At 63.0% G+C, this 17,711-nt stretch carries 17 protein-coding genes and 1 tRNA gene; 6 read left to right on the forward strand and 12 right to left on the reverse strand.

The features are described 5' to 3' along the window. Positions 1-5 precede the first annotated feature (5 nt). From Q0O40_RS06360 to lgt, 7 genes are all read right to left on the reverse strand, one after another. A tRNA-Gly gene (locus tag Q0O40_RS06360) sits at positions 6-79 on the reverse strand. An 84-nt stretch (positions 80-163) separates the two neighbouring features. Next, positions 164-700, reverse strand: coding sequence for an adenine phosphoribosyltransferase (locus Q0O40_RS06365; RefSeq protein WP_295527658.1), 537 nt, complete (start codon positions 698-700; stop codon positions 164-166). Positions 701-801: 101 nt separating this feature from the next. Then, a complete protein-coding gene (locus Q0O40_RS06370; protein WP_295527659.1) occupies positions 802-1,638 on the reverse strand; it encodes a cytochrome c1 in 837 nt (278 codons plus the stop codon). A 34-nt stretch (positions 1,639-1,672) separates the two neighbouring features. Further along, positions 1,673-2,974, reverse strand: a complete 1,302-nt coding sequence (locus Q0O40_RS06375; protein WP_295527661.1) for a cytochrome b N-terminal domain-containing protein — start codon at positions 2,972-2,974, stop codon at positions 1,673-1,675. An 11-nt stretch (positions 2,975-2,985) separates the two neighbouring features. Beyond that, complete coding sequence (petA, locus tag Q0O40_RS06380) at positions 2,986-3,549, reverse strand: ubiquinol-cytochrome c reductase iron-sulfur subunit (RefSeq protein ID WP_295527705.1); 564 nt, start codon at positions 3,547-3,549, stop codon at positions 2,986-2,988. A 314-nt stretch (positions 3,550-3,863) separates the two neighbouring features. Then, positions 3,864-4,925, reverse strand: a complete 1,062-nt coding sequence (locus tag Q0O40_RS06385) for an SAM-dependent methyltransferase (RefSeq protein WP_295527707.1) — start codon at positions 4,923-4,925, stop codon at positions 3,864-3,866. An 11-nt stretch (positions 4,926-4,936) separates the two neighbouring features. Next, positions 4,937-5,815, reverse strand: coding sequence for a prolipoprotein diacylglyceryl transferase (gene lgt, locus Q0O40_RS06390; RefSeq protein ID WP_295527709.1), 879 nt, complete (start codon positions 5,813-5,815; stop codon positions 4,937-4,939). Positions 5,816-5,999: 184 nt separating this feature from the next. Between lgt and Q0O40_RS06395 the strand changes: the two genes are divergently transcribed. The 3 genes from Q0O40_RS06395 to Q0O40_RS06405 are packed head-to-tail and all read left to right on the forward strand — an operon-like array spanning position 6,000 to position 11,120. Continuing rightward, positions 6,000-7,727 (forward strand): class I adenylate-forming enzyme family protein, encoded by a 1,728-nt coding sequence (locus Q0O40_RS06395; RefSeq protein ID WP_295527663.1) that lies wholly within the window; start codon positions 6,000-6,002, stop codon positions 7,725-7,727. Positions 7,728-7,757: 30 nt separating this feature from the next. Further along, on the forward strand, positions 7,758-10,502 hold the full coding sequence (locus tag Q0O40_RS06400) for a [protein-PII] uridylyltransferase (protein WP_295527665.1): 2,745 nt from the start codon (positions 7,758-7,760) through the stop codon (positions 10,500-10,502). A 57-nt stretch (positions 10,503-10,559) separates the two neighbouring features. Further along, positions 10,560-11,120, forward strand: a complete 561-nt coding sequence (locus Q0O40_RS06405; protein ID WP_295527711.1) for a YqgE/AlgH family protein — start codon at positions 10,560-10,562, stop codon at positions 11,118-11,120. Between the two features lie 4 nt (positions 11,121-11,124). On the opposite strand, the gene gltX is transcribed toward Q0O40_RS06405, so the two are convergent. The 4 genes from gltX to Q0O40_RS06425 form a co-directional block, all read right to left on the reverse strand. Further along, positions 11,125-12,450, reverse strand: a complete 1,326-nt coding sequence (gene gltX / locus Q0O40_RS06410) for a glutamate--tRNA ligase (protein ID WP_295527667.1) — start codon at positions 12,448-12,450, stop codon at positions 11,125-11,127. Beyond that, positions 12,447-13,142, reverse strand: a complete 696-nt coding sequence (locus Q0O40_RS06415) for a zeta toxin family protein (RefSeq protein ID WP_295527670.1) — start codon at positions 13,140-13,142, stop codon at positions 12,447-12,449. Before Q0O40_RS06415 ends, gltX begins: the two co-directional genes overlap by 4 nt. Positions 13,143-13,146: 4 nt before the next feature. Continuing rightward, complete coding sequence (locus Q0O40_RS06420; RefSeq protein ID WP_295527672.1) at positions 13,147-13,371, reverse strand: hypothetical protein; 225 nt, start codon at positions 13,369-13,371, stop codon at positions 13,147-13,149. Positions 13,372-13,434: 63 nt separating this feature from the next. Then, on the reverse strand, positions 13,435-15,102 hold the full coding sequence (locus Q0O40_RS06425; RefSeq protein WP_295527675.1) for an NAD+ synthase: 1,668 nt from the start codon (positions 15,100-15,102) through the stop codon (positions 13,435-13,437). Between the two features lie 134 nt (positions 15,103-15,236). Here Q0O40_RS06425 and Q0O40_RS06430 point away from each other — a divergent pair, with 134 nt between their 5' ends. The 3 genes from Q0O40_RS06430 to Q0O40_RS06440 are packed head-to-tail and all read left to right on the forward strand — an operon-like array spanning position 15,237 to position 17,201. After that, positions 15,237-16,172: a ribose-phosphate pyrophosphokinase gene (locus Q0O40_RS06430; RefSeq protein ID WP_295527677.1), complete on the forward strand. Its 936-nt coding sequence runs from the start codon at positions 15,237-15,239 to the stop codon at positions 16,170-16,172. A 30-nt stretch (positions 16,173-16,202) separates the two neighbouring features. Continuing rightward, on the forward strand, positions 16,203-16,385 hold the full coding sequence (locus Q0O40_RS06435) for a hypothetical protein (RefSeq protein ID WP_295527680.1): 183 nt from the start codon (positions 16,203-16,205) through the stop codon (positions 16,383-16,385). Between the two features lie 33 nt (positions 16,386-16,418). Next, the gene (locus tag Q0O40_RS06440; protein ID WP_295527683.1) at positions 16,419-17,201 is read left to right on the forward strand and encodes an inositol monophosphatase family protein; all 783 of its coding nucleotides are present in this window, start codon (positions 16,419-16,421) and stop codon (positions 17,199-17,201) included. Between the two features lie 10 nt (positions 17,202-17,211). Here Q0O40_RS06440 and bfr read toward each other — a convergent pair whose 3' ends face one another. Further along, the gene (gene bfr / locus Q0O40_RS06445) at positions 17,212-17,691 is read right to left on the reverse strand and encodes a bacterioferritin (RefSeq protein WP_295527686.1); all 480 of its coding nucleotides are present in this window, start codon (positions 17,689-17,691) and stop codon (positions 17,212-17,214) included. Between the last annotated feature and the right edge of the window lie 20 nt (positions 17,692-17,711).

The raw sequence follows: 17,711 nt of genomic DNA on the forward strand, positions 1-17,711 counted from the left end.
GAAAATGGAGCGGGTAGCGGGAATCGAACCCGCCTAGCTAGCTTGGAAGGCTAGTGCATTACCACTATGCTATACCCGCGCGATGAACCTCGCTTGCCATGATCGGCATTGGCCCGTCAACCTTGCTTGCGCTTTGGGCGTTCGGTGGATCCATCGGGTGTAGTCAATGCCCGGAAAATTCCATCAGCGCCTCGACCGTCACGCCCGCGCCGCGCAGCCGTTCTGCGCCGAACAGATCGGGCAGGTCGATCACGAACAGCGCCAGATCGATGCGGGCCCCCGCTGTGCGGAGCAATTCGGCCGCCGCGAGCGCGGTTCCGCCGGTGGCGATCAGATCGTCGATGATGACCACGCGGCTGCCCGGGCGGATAGCGCCAGGATCGATCTCAAGCCGGTCGCGGCCATATTCCAGCGCATAATCGACGCCGATGGTCGCCACCGGCAGTTTGCCAGGCTTGCGCACCGGCACGAAGCCGAGCCCGAGCTGCGCCGCGACAGCAGCGCCGAAGATGAAGCCGCGCGCTTCCATGCCCGCAATGGCCTGCGCATCGGCGGCCTTGGCCCGGTTGGCAAGGTGGGTGACGCAAGCGGCAAACCCCTCACCGTGGCTGATCAGCGTGGTGATATCGCGAAAGAGGATTCCCGGTGCCGGGAAATCAGGGACAGCGCGGACAAGCGCCTTAAGTTCATCAACGGTCATGCGGTCCAATCTTCAATTCGCGCGGAGGTCGTTCTATCGGCCCAAACGAAAAAGGCCACCGTTGCCGGTGGCCTTCGTTCGGATTGTCTTGCGCGGCGCGCTCAGTGCACGTTTGACCAGACGTTGCGCTTGGCAAAGTACGCCAGCACCGTGGCAAACAGCAGGAACCCAAGCACAGCCCAGCCAGTCTGCTTGCGCTTGTCGAGCTTTGGTTCGGCAGTCCACGCCAGAAACGCCGAAACGTCGGTCGACATTTGTTTCACGCTGGCGGAGGTGCCGTCGCTGTAGGTCACCTGACCGTCAGAGACGAGAGGGGCCGGCATCGCCAAGTTCAGATTGGCGAAGTAGGGATTGAAATACAAGCCGTCGGGTGTCTTGGCGTCGGGGAACTTCTTGAGCAGTTCGATGCCCTGCTCGTTCTTGTAGCCTTCCTGCTCGGCGTAACCTGCAAGCAAGGAGCGAACATACTGCGGACCGCCATGGCGCGCCTTGGTGATCAGCGAGAGATCCGGCGGGACGCCTTGGCCAGCGTAGTAGACCGCCGGAAACGGATCGGAGGGCAGGTTGGTACGCTCGCCGCGATCGCCGGTCTTGGGATCGAACGTCTGCGCCTTGGAGGGCCACTGCTTGGCAATCGCCTTCACTTCGGCTTCGTTATAACCAATGGCAGCAAGATCGCGGAAAGTGACATGCTTCAGGCTGTGGCAATTGGCGCACACTTCCTTGTAGACTTGGAAGCCGCGCTGCAGCTGCCGCTTGTCGAACGTGCCCATTGCGCTGTCGAACGAGAAAGCCACTTCCTCGGGATGCTTATGAAACATTTCCTCGGCCGTTTCCGGCACTTCCTCGGTCATTGCAACATAGGCGCCATTGCCGAACGACCAGAACAGCGCGACCGCAAAGAACAAGCCGACAAGGGGACCAAACAGACGGACCATAACAATTCTCTCGCAAATTTACGCTTGGGCTGGATCAGGCGGTCGCAGGCGTGCTGCTCATCTCGGGGCGGAGCACTGCGCTCTTGTCCTTACCAAGCACCGACTCGGTGATCGAAAAGGGCAGCGGCTGCGGCTTTTCGATCGAGGCGACGATAGGCAGGATCACCAAGAAGTGGAGGAAATAGTACATCGAGGCGATCTGCGAGATCATCACGAAAGGCTCGGCTGCCGGTGCGCCGCCACAGTAGCCCAACACCAGCACGTCGATCACGAGCAGGTAGAAGAACTTGCGGAACAGCGGGCGATAGTGGCCCGAACGAACTGGGCCGTTGTCGAGCCAGGGCAGGAAGAACCACACCAGGATCGCGCTGAACATCGCGAGCACGCCCATCAGCTTGGCTGGGATGATGAAGAAGTCATAGGTGAAGGCGCGCAGGATCGCATAGAACGGCCAGAAGTACCATTCGGGAACGATGTGCGCCGGCGTCGACATCGGGTTCGCCGGAATGTAGTTGTCCGGGTGGCCCAGCAGGTTCGGCGCGAAGAACACCAACGAGGCGTAGACGATCAGGAACACGCCCAATCCAAAGCCATCCTTGGCGGTGTAGTAGGGGTGGAACGGCACCGTATCCGACTCCGTCTTCACCTCGATGCCGGTCGGGTTCGACGAGCCCGGAATGTGCAGCGCCCACACGTGCAGGATGATCACACCCAGCGTCACGAACGGCAGCAGGAAATGCAGCGAGAAGAAGCGGTTCAGCGCCGCGTTGTCAGGCGCAAAGCCCCCCAGCAGCCATTGCTGCAAAGGCTCGCCGACGAAGGGAATGGCCGAGAACAGGCCGGTGATGACCTTGGCACCCCAGAAGCTCATCTGGCCCCACGGCAGCACGTAGCCCATGAATGCGGTCGCCATGACCAGCAAGAAGATGACCACGCCCAGAAGCCAGATCATTTCGCGCGGCGCTTTGTATGACGAATAGAAGAAGCCGCGGAAAATGTGGATGTAGATCACGATGAAGAACATCGACGCGCCGTTGGCATGGCCATAGCGCAGCATCCAGCCCCAGTTCACGTCGCGCATGATGTGCTCGACGCTATCGAACGCGACGCCGGCATTGGCGGCATAATGCATCGCCAAAACGATGCCGGTGACGATCTGCATGACCAGCGCGAAACCGGCCAGAACGCCGAAATTCCACATATAGTTAAGGTTGCGCGGCACGGGGTATCCCGCGCCGACCGCATTGTAGACAAACCGGGGGAGCGGAAGCCGCTCATCCAGATACCGCATCAGCGGATTTACCGGCTTGTATTCTTGTGCCCAGGGAAAGCTCATCGGTTCAGTCCTCAGCCAATCTTCACGATAGTGTCGGAAGTAAATTCATGCGCCGGTACTTCCAGGTTCTTCGGCGCCGGGCCTTTGCGAATGCGCGCGGCAGTATCGTAGACAGAGCCGTGGCAAGGGCAGAAATAGCCACCGTACTCGCCCTTGACTTCGCCATCGCTTGCGCCGAGCGGCACGCAGCCAAGATGGGTGCAAACGCCCATCGTGATTAGCCAGTTTTTCTTGCCCGCCGTGGTGCGCTGCTCAAGCGTTTCCGGATCGCGCAAGGTAGCCACGTTCACTTTGTCGGCATCGGCAATCTCGGCGGCAGTCAGATTGCGCACAAATACCGGCTGCTTGCGCCAGATTGCCTTGATCGCCTGACCTTCGGCAATCTGCGAGATGTCGATCTCGGTCGAGCTTTCGGCGAGCACGTCGGCCGAAGGGGCCATCTGCGCCACCAGCGGATAAAGCGCCGCAAGAACGCCGACGCCGCCAACGCTGACCGCCGCTATGTTGATGAAATCACGTCTCCGCACACCATCGCCGGAAAGCTGTGCCGGATCGATGCTCGCTTCATTCGCCATAACACTGTCCTGCTTGCTGCCGCTGCGTATAAAACTTGACTGTGACTGACTTATCTCAAGATTCAAAGCGCGGGAATATACCCCAAGGTACGGAGCATGCGCGAGCACCATGGTTAAGGGGCCGCGGCTCCCCCGTTGGGGCCGCCTGATAAACCCAATTCCGTCAGTTTGCCAATAGCCTTATTGGAGGCAAAAATGGCCGTGAAATCAAGGAATTTGGCACTTTTCCGTGATGAATTGCGATCCATTCGCAGCAAGTCCGGGCGGCTGGATGCGCGTGATGGGCCAAATGGATGCGCGAACCGCCGCAGGCGCTAGAATCCTGCCCCCTCGGGCCAGTGCGGTGCGGTCAGCCCCATGACCTTGAACAGCGCGCCCATATGTTGCTCCCCCGTCAGCCGATCCATCGCCGCGCGCAGTGCTTCGGCTTGCTCGGGCGCGGCGCGCGCGAGCGCCTGCGCGCGCGCCGCGATCCCCATCGCGCGCAGCCAGGCCCCTTGGCCGACAGTGCCGAGGAACTGCGCGCCCTGCGCCTGCGCAATCTGCGCCAGCGCGGCAAAATCGACATGCGCGGTCAGATCAGCCTCGCCCGGGAAAGCCAGCGCATCGACGCGGGCATGCGCGCGCACGGCCTGCAGCGTGCTGCCCAGCTGCGGGGCGTCATATCCATAGTCGATGATCAGCGCCGCGCCGCCTTGCCCGCGCAAACGCCGCGCCGCTTCAGCGGCGATGCTGGCGGCGGCAGGGGAGGTTTCGAGAATGGCACCCTCCGGCGCATCGGCAAATTGCGGCGGAACCGCCAGATCCATGGGCCGTTCGCCGGCCAGCGCGACCAGACCGGTGCCGTCCCAGCCGATCATCCGCTCGCGCCAGCCGCCCGGCGTGCGCACCAGCTGGCGCACCGGCAATGCATCGAGAAATTCGTTGGCGACCAATAACAGGCAGCCTTCGTCGGGCACTGAGGCGAGATCATGATGCCAGATGGCGCCGGGAAACGCCGCGCGCTGAAGCGCCGCCAGCGCCGCGCTTGCCTCGACGAAGTGGACCTTCGGCTCCAGACCGAAACGCCGCGCGGCGGCCAGCGCATCGCGCGCCAAAGTTGCGCGGCCCGGCCCGAGTTCGACATAGTGCACCGGCGTGGGCCGCCCCGCGCGAAGCCACAGGTCTGCCAGCCACAGCCCGATCAGTTCTCCGAACATCTGGCTGATTTCGGGCGCGGTGATGAAATCGCCCGCTCTGCCCAGAGGATCGCGCTCGCCATAATAGCGCGCATTGGATTCGGCCATATAATGCGCCACGGTGATCGGGCCGGTTGCGGCGATCAGCCGGGCGAAAACAGCCTTTAGTCCGCCGTCTGGTTGGCACACACCGGCCAATCCTGCTTCCTTCACCGCGCCGCAGGCTTCACCGAAACCGACAGCGGCGGACGGATCAGCCCCCGCGCCATAAAGAACAGTCCCACCGCCATCATTGGCACAGTCAGCCACTGGCCCATCGACAGCCCGGTGGCGCGCGCAAATTCGAGCAACTGCGCATCCGGTTCGCGGTAGAATTCGACCGTGAAACGCCCGAGCGCATAGCCCAGCGTAAAAGTGCCGACGAGCAGGCCGGGCCGCCAGCGCGCGCGGGTGCGCCAGAACATCAAGAACATGATCACCGCGAGCAGCAGCCCTTCGAGCACGGCTTCGTAAAGCTGGCTTGGATGGCGCGGCAGCGGCCCGCCGCCGGGGAAGGTCATGATCCACGGCATCGTCGAATCGGTTACCCGGCCCCAGAGCTCGCCATTCACGAAGTTGGCGCAGCGACCGAACAGCAGCCCTGTGGGCACACACACCGAGATATAGTCGCAGGCGCGCACGAAATCGATCTGCCCGCGCCATGAAACCCACGCGATGGCCAGCACGGTGCCGATCAGGCCGCCATGAAAGCTCATGCCGCCCTCCCACAGTTTGAGCAGGTTTTGCGGATGGGTGAGCAATTCGGGCGCATAGAATGCCGCATAGCCCAGCCTGCCGCCGAGGATGATGCCCAGCGTGGCGTAGAAAAACACGTCATCGGCATGGCGCTGCGCCATCGGAGCGCCGGGCTGCCGGATCATCCGGCCCAGATGCCAATAGCCCAGCACGATCCCGGCAAGATACGCCAGACTATACCATTTGAGGGTGAAAAATCCGAGATCGAGCGCAATCGGTGAAAGCCCGAGATCTTCCCAGTGCAGCGGCACATGCCCGGCAGAAATCGCCGCAGCGGCAGCAGATAGTGACAGCACGCGCCAAACTCCCTACAAGTTTTTCAAACGGAACGTGACTGTTGCCCCGTCGGCCATCCCAGAAGAGCGGCCTTCATGTGCCTCTTGGCGTTTGCCTATTGGCACAGGGCCAAGGTTGCAGGCAAATCCGAATAGCGCGAAAAGGGCCGCATAAGCAGGTCCACAGGGAGAGTAGAGAGCGATGTTGACGCAGCTTGATCAAGAAACCGCCCGCGTGATGGACGCGTTGACTGCGCCGGGCGGGATGCTGCAGACGGTGCCGATCTCGCGTTTCGGGCGCGAGTTGCCGATGATTGCGGCCGCCCCGCCCAGCCTGCCTGGCTATTTCGCTTATTTCTGCGCGCAGCACGGCGCGCGCGAGTTCATCGTGGACGGGGATATCCGCCTCACCTTTGCCGAGACTTATGCCGCCGCGCGGGTGGCGGCCGGCGGGCTGGTGGCCGGCCATGCGCTGCAAAAGGGCGAGCGGGTCGGCATCGCTGCGCGCAATTCGGCCAACTGGATCATCGCCTATATGGCGGTGCTGATGGCAGGCGGCTGCGCGGTGCTGCTGAATGGCTGGTGGCAGGGCGAGGAACTGGTGGGCGGCATCGACCTGGTCGGCTGCCGGCTGGTGATCGCCGATCGCTCGCGCGAGGATCGGATCACTGGCCACACGGAAGGCGTCGAAATCCTGCCCTTGCAGCACGATTGCCCTGCCGCCGAAGGGCTTGCCGCGCTGACTGCCAAGGGCGGCGGCGCTGAAACGGCCTTGCCCGATATGGGGCCGGACGATCTCGCCACCGTGCTGTTCACCTCGGGCTCGACCGGTGCCTCCAAGGGGGCATTTTCGGATCACCGCGGCGTAGTTCAAGGGACCTTCAGCTATGTCGCGCAAAGCTTGCTGGTCTTGGGCGTGATGACCGCGCGCGGCACCGCGCCTGCGCCCGATGCGCAGCCCATCGCGCTGGTCAATGTGCCGCTCTTCCACGTTACCGGCGAAGTGCCGTTGATGCTGCAATCCTTCGCGATCGGCCGCAAGCTGGTGCTGATGCCGAAATGGAACGCGGTTCATGCAATGCAGTTGATCGAGCGCGAGAAGGTCACGTATTTCGTGGGCGTTCCGCTGATGAGCTTCGAGATTGCCACGCACGCGGACCGCGACAGTTATGATCTTTCTTCTTGCGTGACTTTTGCGGCGGGCGGCGCGCCGCGCCCGCCCGAACATGTCGAACGGATCCGCCATTCGCTGCCTGCGGCGTTTCCGATCATCGGCTACGGCCTTACCGAAACGAACGGCGTCGGCTGCGGCAATTTCAACGAAAACTATCTGGCCAAGCCGAACAGCACCGGCCCTGCCTCACGCCCGCTGGTCGATCTGGCGATCCTTGATGATGCCGGAGTTGCGCTGCCGGCAGGCGAGATCGGCGAAGTGGCGATCCGCAGCGTCGCCAACTTCCTCGGCTATTGGGACAATCCCGAGGCGACCGCCGCCGCGATCATGCCCGATGGTTATTTCCGTAGCGGCGACCTCGGCTATCTGGATAGCGAAGGCTATCTCTTCATCGTCGACCGCAAGAAGGACATCATCATCCGCGGCGGCGAGAACATCTCGTGCCAGGAAGTGGAAGCGGCGATCTACGCGCATGAATGCGTTGCCGAAGTCAGCGTTTTCGGGCTGCCGCACGAGCTCTATGGCGAAGTTCCGGTTGCGGTCTATCTCACCAAAGAGGGCTGCGCGGTCAGCGAGGATGAACTGCGCGCCTTTCTTGCCCAGCACATCGCGGCGTTCAAGATTCCGCTGAAGCTGTGGGAAGAACAGAACGCCCTGCCGCGCCTCGGCACTGAAAAAGTGGATAAACGCGCCCTCAAGCGCAATTACAGTGTACAGTGTACAGTGGCAAGGGACGGGCAAGGGGTGATGCTGTAAGCCGCCTTTTATGCTTGGTTCCTTGTCTCGATGATTCTCCCCCGGATTTCCAGCCAGCGCGCGATCATCGATCGGCGTGCGCTTGCCGATACGATCGCCGCGCTCGATGCCGCCGACGGCGCAACCGCGCGGCCTGCGGTGGTCGAGCGATTGCGCGCCGCGCTTGCGGATGGGCGCGCCGAGCTGGAGCGGCGGCTGAGGGAAAGGCCATCCCACGGCACCGAATGCGCGCAGGGCCAATCGTTCCTGGTCGATCAGCTGGTGCGTGTTATCTATGATCATGTGGTGGGCCATGTCTATCGCGCGAGCAACCGCTCGACCGGCGAGCGCATCGCCGTCATGGCGGTGGGCGGCTATGGGCGCGGTGAAATGGCGCCGCATTCGGATGTCGATATCGCATTCCTGACGCCGACCAAGCCCACCTCGTGGTGCGAGCAGGTGATCGAGGCGATGCTCTATTTCCTCTGGGATCTGGGGCTGAAAGTCGGGCATTCCAGCCGGTCGCTACCCGATATGGTGCGCATGGCGCACAGCGATCTGACGATCCGCACCGCGCTACTCGAAGGACGCTATGTCTGGGGCGACCGCCTGCTTTACGATGAAAGCGTGCAAAAGTTCTGGAGCGAAGTCGTGACCGGGACAGAGCGCCAGTTTGTTGCAGAAAAGCTTGCCGAGCGCTCGGCGCGGCACAAGCGGCTGGGCGACAGCCGGTATGTCGTTGAACCCAATGTCAAGGAAGGCAAGGGCGGCCTGCGCGATCTCCACACGCTCTACTGGATCGGCAAATATATCCACAAAGTGCGCGATGCCAGCGAGCTGGTCGATGTCGGGCTGTTGACCACAGCGGAATACCGCGCGTTTCACCGTGCGGAAAACTTCTTCTGGGCGGTGCGCTGCCATCTCCACGCGATGACCGGCCGCGCCGAAGACCGCCTGACGTTCGATCTGCAGCGCGAACTGGCCATGCGGATGAACTTTGCCGACCGGCCGGGCAAGAGCGCGGTCGAGCGGTTCATGCATTACTTTTTCCTGCAGGCCACGCAGGTCGGCTCGCTTACCAGCATGTTTCTCGCGCAGCTTGATGAACAGTTCGCGCGGCAAAGGTTGGGTTTCTTTGCCGCGCTGCGCCAGCGCCGCAAGCGCAAGATCGGGGTGTTTCCGGTCCAGGCCGACAAGATCAGCGCGGAAGGCGACGACTTTTTCCGGCAAGACCCGGTGCGTCTGCTCGAAATGTTCGTGGTGGCGGATCGCAACGGGATGGAAATCCATCCCGAAGCGATGCGTATGGCGCGCCGCGATGTTACCCTGATCGATGCCGAAGTGCGCAAGGATCCTCGCGCCAACGCGCTGTTTCTCGAACTGCTGACCAGCCGCCACGATCCAGAAACGGTGCTGCGTTGGATGAGCGAGGCCGGTATATTCGGCCGGTTCGTGCCCGATTTCGGGCGTGTGATCGCACAGATGCAATTCGACATGTACCACCACTACACGGTCGATGAACATACCATCCGCGCGATCGGGCTGCTCTTACGGATCGAACGGGGCGAGGAAACCAACCAGCATCCGCTGGCCAGCGAGGTGATTGGCAAAGTCTCCTCGCGCCGCGTGCTCTATGTGGCCACGTTGCTCCACGATATCGCCAAAGGGCGGCGCGGCGATCATTCGGTGCTCGGCGCGGAAATCGCGATGAAGCTTTGTCCGCGGCTGGGCATGTCGCCCGCCGAGACCGAACTGACCGCGTGGCTGGTGCGCTGGCATCTGCTGATGAGCGCCACCGCCTTCAAGCGCGATCTGGCCGATTACAAGACCATCGCCGATTTTGCCGCCAAAGTGCAAAGCCAGGAACGGTTGCGGTTGCTGCTGGTGCTAACCGTGGTCGATATCCGCGCCGTCGGCCCGGGCATCTGGAATTCGTGGAAGCGCCAGCTGCTCAGCGACCTGTTCACCGCGGCGGAGGAAATGCTGCGGCTGGGCCACAAACAGCATGGCCGCATCGAGCGCATCGCCGCCAAGAAAGCCGCTGTCGCCACGTTGCTGAGCGAGCGCGACGTTTTGATCGGCACCGTCGGCCGGCATCTTGGCGATGCCTATTGGATCGCCGAACCGGAAGACATCATCGCGCTAAATCTGCAACAGATGGACCGCGCGCTCGATGAGCCGCTGACGATCGAGGCGGTCTGGTATCCGGCGCGCGGGGCCACGCTGCTGACCGTGCTCGCCGCCGATCATCCCGGATTGTTTTACCGGATCGCGGGCGGCATCCATCTGGCTGGCGGCAACATCATCGATGCGCGGATCCATACCGCGCGCAACGGGCAGACGGTCGACAACTTTCTGGTGCAAGACCCGCTGGGCCGCCCGCTCAACGAGCCGGGCCAGATCGCCCGGCTCAAGACCGCGATTGCCGATGCGCTGGCCAACCGTGGCAAGATGCTGCCGCAGCTTGCCGCGCGGCCCCTCGCGCGGCCGCGCGGCGAGGCGTTCGAGGTCCAGCCGATCGTGATCTTCGACAACAAGGCCTCGAACCGTTTCACGGTGATCGAAGTTGGCGCACGCGATCGGCCTGCCTTGCTGAGCAGCCTGGCACGGGCGCTGTTTGATGCGCGCGCGATTGTCCATTCGGCGCACATCGCGACTTACGGCGAGCGCGCGGTCGATACCTTCTATGTCACCGATCTGCTGGGCGACAAGATCGACGCAGAAAGCCGCATGCGCACCATCGAGAAGCGCCTGATCGAGGCGGCGGATGTCCGCAGGGCAAAAGTAGCGGCCTGAATTTCGTTCCCCGCCGGGGGCAATTCGCCTATTGCCTCGGGAATGAACAAAGCTTCGCTGCTTCAGCCGCAATATCTTTCCGGCCGCCTGCTGCTGGCCATGCCGGGCATGGGTGACGAGCGTTTCGATCACGCGGTGATCGCGATGTGCGTGCATGACGAGCACGGCGCGCTGGGCATCGGCATCGGCAGCCCGCGCGAAGGCGTCACGCTGCATGGCCTGCTTAACGATATCGGCATCGATCCCGGCGTTGCCCCCGACGTGCCGATCATGCACGGCGGCCCGGTCGAAACCGGACGCGGGTTCGTGCTCCATTCGCTCGATTGGGGCGGTACTGCGTCGGTCGCGGTTGCGCCGATGTGTGCGCTGTCGGCTTCGATGGATGTGCTGCGCGCCATCGCCGAGGGGCGCGGTCCCTCGCAATGGCTGGTCGCGCTCGGCTATGCCGGTTGGGGCGCAGGCCAGCTTGAGGGCGAGATGCGCGGCCATGGTTGGTACGCCGCGCAAGGGCGCCGCGAAATCCTGTTTGACACCCCCGTCGCCGCGCGCTGGGCTGCCACCTGGCGCGCTGAAGGGATCGACCCGTCCCATCTGGTCAGCCAGACCGGGCGGGCGTGAGGGGTTAGCCCAGCCGGGCCAGGGTCTGCTCCTGGCCGATCAGCGGCAATAGCGCGGCCATGTCCGGTCCGTGGTCCTTGCCGGTCAGCGCCTGACGCAGCGGCATGAACAGCGCCTTGCCTTTGCGGCCGGTGCTCTCTTTCAGCGCGCCGGTCCATTCACGCCAGGGATCGGCAGACCAGTCGAGATCGTGCGCCGCCGCGGCGGCCACGCTCAGGAACGCCAGCGTCTCTTCATCGAACGCGGGAGGCATGATCGGCCCGGTCACCACCTGCCACCAATCCGCCACTTCGTCGATATGCGCCAGATTTGGCCGGATCGCTTCCCACGCTGCCTCGCCCATGCCCTCGGGCAGCAGATGGCGCACCCGCGCATAAGGCAATCGGTGGACAATCGCGGCATTGACCCGGTGGAGGTCGGTATCGTCGAACCGGGCAGGGGCGCGGCCAAAGCGCGTCAGGTCAAAGCTGGCCGCCAGCGCTGCGGCATCCAGCGAGGGATCGACCGGATCGGACGTGCCCAGCCGCGCCAGCAGCGCAACCACGGCTTCGGGTTCAATCCCCGCCTCGCGCAGATCGGCCATGCCGAGCGCCCCCAGCCGCTTGGAAAGCTTGCCCTCCGCGCCCGTCAGCAGCGCTTCATGCGCAAAGCGCGGCGGCACAGCGCCCAAGGCGACAAACATCTGCACTTGCGTTGCGGTGTTGGACACATGATCCTCGCCGCGCAGCACATCGGTTACGCCCATTTCGGCATCGTCAATGGCCGAGGGCAGCATATAGAGCCACGTGCCATCGGCGCGGCGCACCACCGGATCCGACATAGCGCGCGGATCGAAATGCTGGGGCCCGCGAATGCCGTCTTCCCAAGCAATCGGCGTGTCGTGATCGAGCAGAAAGCGCCAATGCGGTGCCTCGCCCGCCGCGGCTCGCGCGGCATGATCCGCCTCGCTCAGCGCGAGCGCGGCGCGGTCGTAAATCGGCGGCAACCCGCGCCCCAGCAGCACCTTGCGCTTGAGGTCCAGCTCCTGCGCGGTTTCATAACAGCGATAGAGCCGCCCTGCCGCAACCAGTTTTTCGAACGCCGCTTCGTAAATCGCAAAGCGCGCCGATTGCCGCTCCTCGCCATCGGGATGAAGCCCCAGCCACGCCAGATCGGCGCGGATCGCCTCGACATATTCCTCCCGGCTGCGCGCCGCATCGGTATCGTCGATGCGCAGCAGAAACCGTCCGCCTTCGCGCTTGGCCAGCAACCAATTGTGCAGCGCGGCGCGGACATTGCCGACATGCAGCTTGCCAGTGGGGGAAGGGGCGAAACGGGTGGTGGTGGTCATAACAGGGGGCCGTCGGCAAAGGGATCGGTGGGTTTGATCTGCAAGAGAATTTCGAACCACCAGACTGGGATAGCATCTAGTTCAATCTGCCGACGCATGCGGGAACGCTGGTAGGACTCAAGCGTCAAATGCGGATCATGCAATAAATGCGGCTTCTGCCTGCCTCGAAGCCGGGTTGGACGAGCTCTCAATTGAGCCAAGTGGCGCATTGGGTTGTTCGACGAACTATTGTCGAAGATTTCGCAATGTGTGGCAGCGGCAATTGCATCCGGCAGGTTGGCCAAGCATCGATGATAACGTCCAACAATGCGGTCAGCCGGCACATCATGTCCGCCGCGCACCACGCGATTGCCGACCCGATCAAGGTTGATGACAGGGTCTTCCGTAGCAACAAAATATAGTCGAACCTCAAACCCCGCGCTCGCCGCCTCTTTCATGTAGTCAATATGCGAAGGGTGTGACATGATGGTCTCGAACGCATGGTCACGCCCTTGCGCCAGAGCGGCCTCGCGCTTGTCCCGGACAATCTGCTGGGCGCGGCGTGAAACCTCTTCCGGCGGGCCTTCAAGGTCGCGCGCGATATCGTCGGCGTTGAAGTATTCGCCCAGCGAAATCCCGCTTTCGATCAGCATGTTGGTGAGAGTGGATTTGCCCGACCCATTTGGGCCAGCAATGACCGTGAGTACGGGCACTCGTTCAGGCTACGGATTTGCGTTCTATGCCGAGCTGATTTCCGCTCGCAGCTTGGTATTGTTCCAGCAGGTCTTTGCGGCGCTCGCTCAGGCTGCGGAGCGGGGGATGCCGCGAAATAATCGTGTCGCCTTCTGTCCGGGCAATATCTTCCCCAGCTGCAATCCGCGCAGCGAGCTCTGCTCGCAAGGCCGCTTGCACCGGAGGCAGTGCAGCGTGGATATCAGCCATGGAGGAAGCCTTCTTCTTCATCGTCGTTAAACTAGCTCAAAATTCTAAAGAAATCAAAACATCTCACCCTGTTCGGAACCCATTCGTAATCGGATAGCGCCGGTCCCGCCCGAAATTGCGCGAACCCAGCTTGACCCCGGGGGGCGCTTGCCGCCGCTTGTATTCGGCCAGATTGAGCAGGCGCTCGATCCGCGCCACGGTTTCGTAGGCAAACCCATCGGCGACGACCTGCTCCACGCTCTTTTCGTTCTCGACAAGGCCGTGGAGGATCGCGTCGAGCACGTCGTAAGGCGGCAGCGAATCCGAATCCTTCTGGTCGGGGCGCAGTTCGGCACTGGGCGGCTTGGTGATGATCCGCTCGGGCATCACCGCGCCTTCGGGGCCCATCCCGATCCGGGGGCGATGTCCGTTGCGCCATTTGCAGATGGCGAACACGGTCGTTTTATAGGCGTCTTTCAGCGGATTATAGCCGCCGTTCATGTCGCCGTAGATCGTGGCATAGCCCACGCTCATCTCGCTCTTGTTGCCGGTGGTCACCAGCATCGGGCCGAATTTGTTGGACAGCGCCATGAGCGTCGTGCCGCGAATGCGCGATTGCAGGTTCTCTTCGGCCAGATCGGGCGCGCGGCCGGCAAAGGCGGGGGCGAGCATCGCGGCAAAGCCGTCCACCGCCGGCTGGATGCCGATGGTATCGAGCCGCACGCCGAGCATCGCCGCGCAGCCCGCCGCGTCCTCCAGGCTTTCCGCGCTGGTATAGGCGCTGGGCATCATTACACACCACACCCGCTCCGCACCCAGGGCATCGACGGCAATCGCAGCGCAGATCGCCGAATCGATCCCGCCCGATAGGCCCAGCACCACGCCGGGAAAGCGATTGGTGTTCACATAATCGCGCAGCGCGAGCACCATCGCGGAATAGATGTCTTCGGGATGCTCGGCCAGCTTGCTGATCTCGCCCGGCTCGCAGCGCCAACGGTGGCCCCGGCCATAGGGCACGCGCCGCCATGTCGTGTCGACGATGGCTTCCTGCCAATCGGGCATCTGCACCCACACCGCGCCTTCGGCCCCGACTACGAAGCTGGCGCCATCGAACACGACCTCGTCCTGCCCGCCGACGCGGTTGACAAAGGCGAGCGGAATGCCGGTATCCATCGCGCGGCGCTTGGCCACGCCGTCGATGCGCAGCACATTCTTGTCGATCTCGTAAGGGCTGCCGTTGACGCACAGGAAAATCTCCGCGCCCTGATTTGCCAGATGGCGGCAAACCTCGCCGTGCCAGATATCCTCGCAGATCGGCAGGCCCAGCTTGGCCCCGCGAAACTCCACTGGCTCGGGCAGCGGGCCGGGCAGGAAATAGCGCTTCTCGTCAAACGTGCCGTAGTTTGGCAGTTCGACCTTGAAGCGGGCCGCCGCCACTTTGCCGCCTTCGAGCAGCGCCACGCCATTGTGCAGCGCGCCGTCGCGCACGAACACCGAGCCAACCAGCATGGCCGGGCCGCCATTGGCAGTTGCCTGCGCCAATTTCTCCAGCTCGACCGCCGCGCGCTCGATCAGCGCGGGCTTCAGGATCAGGTCTTCGGGCGGATAGCCGATCAGCTGCATCTCGGGAAAGACGATCAGATCGCTGTTAACGGCCTTGGCGCGCACCGCGAGCATGGCGGCGGCATTGGCAGCAAGATCGCCCACCTTTTGGTTCAGCTGGGCAAGGGTGATGATGAGTTTATCGGCCATGCGCTGCACCTAAGCGGCATTGGCCCCATTCTTCAAGCCGTCGCTTGGGTAAACCGGGCGCGCCAACGTTGCAAAATTGTCATCTTGGGTTAAAGCGCGCGCGACAAGAGCGCAGCTTGGGGACTCGGCACGCCATGAAAATAATGTCCGGCAACGGCAACCTGCCCTTGGCACAAGCGATTGCCGCCTATCTCGAATTGCCGCTGACCAAGGCTTCGGTACGCCGCTTTGCCGATGAAGAAGTGTTCGTTGAAATCCACGAGAACGTGCGCGGCGAAGATGTGTTCGTGATCCAATCGACCAGCTTTCCCGCCAATGACAATCTGATGGAACTGCTGATCTGCATCGATGCGCTGCGCCGCGCTTCGGCCCGGCGGATCACCGCCGTGGTCCCTTATTTCGGCTATGCCCGGCAGGACCGCAAACCGGGCCCGCGCACCCCGATCTCGGCCAAACTGGTGGCCAATCTGATCACCACGGCGGGCGCCGACCGGGTGCTTGCGGTCGATCTCCATGCCGGGCAGATCCAAGGTTTCTTCGATATCCCGACGGACAACTTGTTCGCCGCACCGGTCATGGCCGCCGATATCCAGACGCGCTATGCAGGCCAGGAGATCATGGTGGTCTCGCCCGACGTCGGCGGTGTGGTGCGCGCGCGCGCGCTCGCCAAGCGGCTCGACAATGCGCCTCTGGCCATTGTCGACAAGCGCCGCGATAGCCCGGGCCAATCCGAAGTGATGAACATCATCGGCGAGGTGAAGGGCCGGATGTGCATCCTGATCGACGACATCATCGATTCGGGCGGCACTTTGTGCAATGCCGCCGATGCCTTGATGCAAGGCGGCGCGACTGGCGTTGCTGCCTACATCAGCCACGGCGTGCTTTCGGGCGGGGCGGTGGCGCGCGTGGATAAATCGGTGCTCAAGGAACTCGTCATTACCGATTCGATCCTGCCGACCGAGGCGACCTTGGGATCGAGCCGCATCCGGGTGATGAGTATTGCCTCGCTGCTGGGCGAAGCCGTACGCCGCACCGCCGATGAAAGCTCGGTGTCGAGCCTCTTCGATTAATCGCCGCAGGCGCGGGGCCGGGCCAGGGACATGAAAACCCGGGCCAGCATCTGCGCGCGCAAGCAGCGCTTCTTTGCCGAGGCCGATGCCATTGCCGCAGCCTGCGAATCAGGCTGGGCCCTGCGCCCTTATCGCTGCGACCGCTGCCGCCATTATCACCTGACAAGCCGGACCAAGGGCAAACGCCGCCCACGTGCGCCTGATCCTGCTTGACCGCGCCGCGCCGGGGGAGGAAAGCTGGCGGCTATGAACCTTGATCCAGATATCGCGCTCGCCCTGCGCCTTGCCGATGCCGCAGGGGCCGCCATCCGCCCGTATTTCCGCTCCGGCCTGATCGCCGACCGCAAGGGCGATGCGACGCCGGTCACGCTTGCTGATCGCGCCGTCGAAGAAGCGATGCGCGCGATCCTGAAGGCGGAAAGCCCGGAGGATACCGTGATCGGCGAAGAGTTTCCGACCACCGCCGGCACCTCGCGCCGCAGCTGGGTGCTCGATCCGATCGACGGCACCGCCGGGTTTCTGGCCGGCCGGGCGATGTTCGGCACGCTGATTGCGCTGGTGGTCGAAGGCTTCCCGGTGCTGGGCGTGATCGACCAGCCGATCACCAATGAGCGCTGGGTCGGCGCGGTTGGGCGCAAGACCACGCTGAATGGCCGCGAGGTGCGCGCGCGCGCCTGCGCAGCGCTGGCCAATGCCACGCTTGCCACCACCGGGCCGCATTACTTCGACGACCACGAAGGCGCGCATTTCATGGGGCTTGCCGCCAAGACCGACTACCGCCGCATGGTGATGGGCGGCGATTGCTACAATTACGCCATGCTCGCCACCGGGCAGCTTGATGTGGTGTGCGAGGCCAATCTCAAGCTTCACGACTGGGCGGCGCTGGTCCCCGTGGTCGAAGGCGCGGGCGGCACGATGTCAGACTGGAACGGCGAACCGCTCCATGCCGGTAGCGACGGGCATGTGCTGGCAGTGGGCGATCCGGCGCGGCTTGAAGATGTGGTCGAGGCGCTGGCTTGCGGGCATTGAAGCCCGGCTTTCAGCTTTCTACCGCTTTGCTGTTAAGCTGGGTGTAGTTCTCGATGCCCATTCGCGCGATCAGATCGAACTGCTGCTCGATCACGTCGACATGTTCTTCTTCGCTTTCAAGGATCTTGGCGAACAGATCGCGGCTGACGAAATCGCGCACGCTTTCGCAATGCGCCACCGCATCCTTGAGCAGGGGCAGCGCGTCCATCTCAAGCGCATAGTCCGCCTTCAGGATTTCCTCGACACTTTCGCCAACGCGCAAACGGCCCACCGCCTGAAAATTGGGCAAGCCATCGAGGAACAAGATGCGGTCTGCCAGCATATCGGCATGCTTCATTTCATCGATCGATTCGTGGCGCTCGTATTCCGCCAACTTTGTAACGCCCCAGTTGGCCAGCATGCGGTAATGCAGCCAGTACTGGTTGATCGCGGTCAGTTCGTTCAGCAGCGCCTGATTGAGATACTCGATGACTTTGGCTTCACCCTTCACGGCGCGCTCCTTTGATCGGT

The organism is Novosphingobium sp. Chol11, from assembly GCF_945870625.1.
In the GTDB taxonomy this organism is placed as follows: Bacteria; Pseudomonadota; Alphaproteobacteria; order Sphingomonadales; family Sphingomonadaceae; genus Novosphingobium.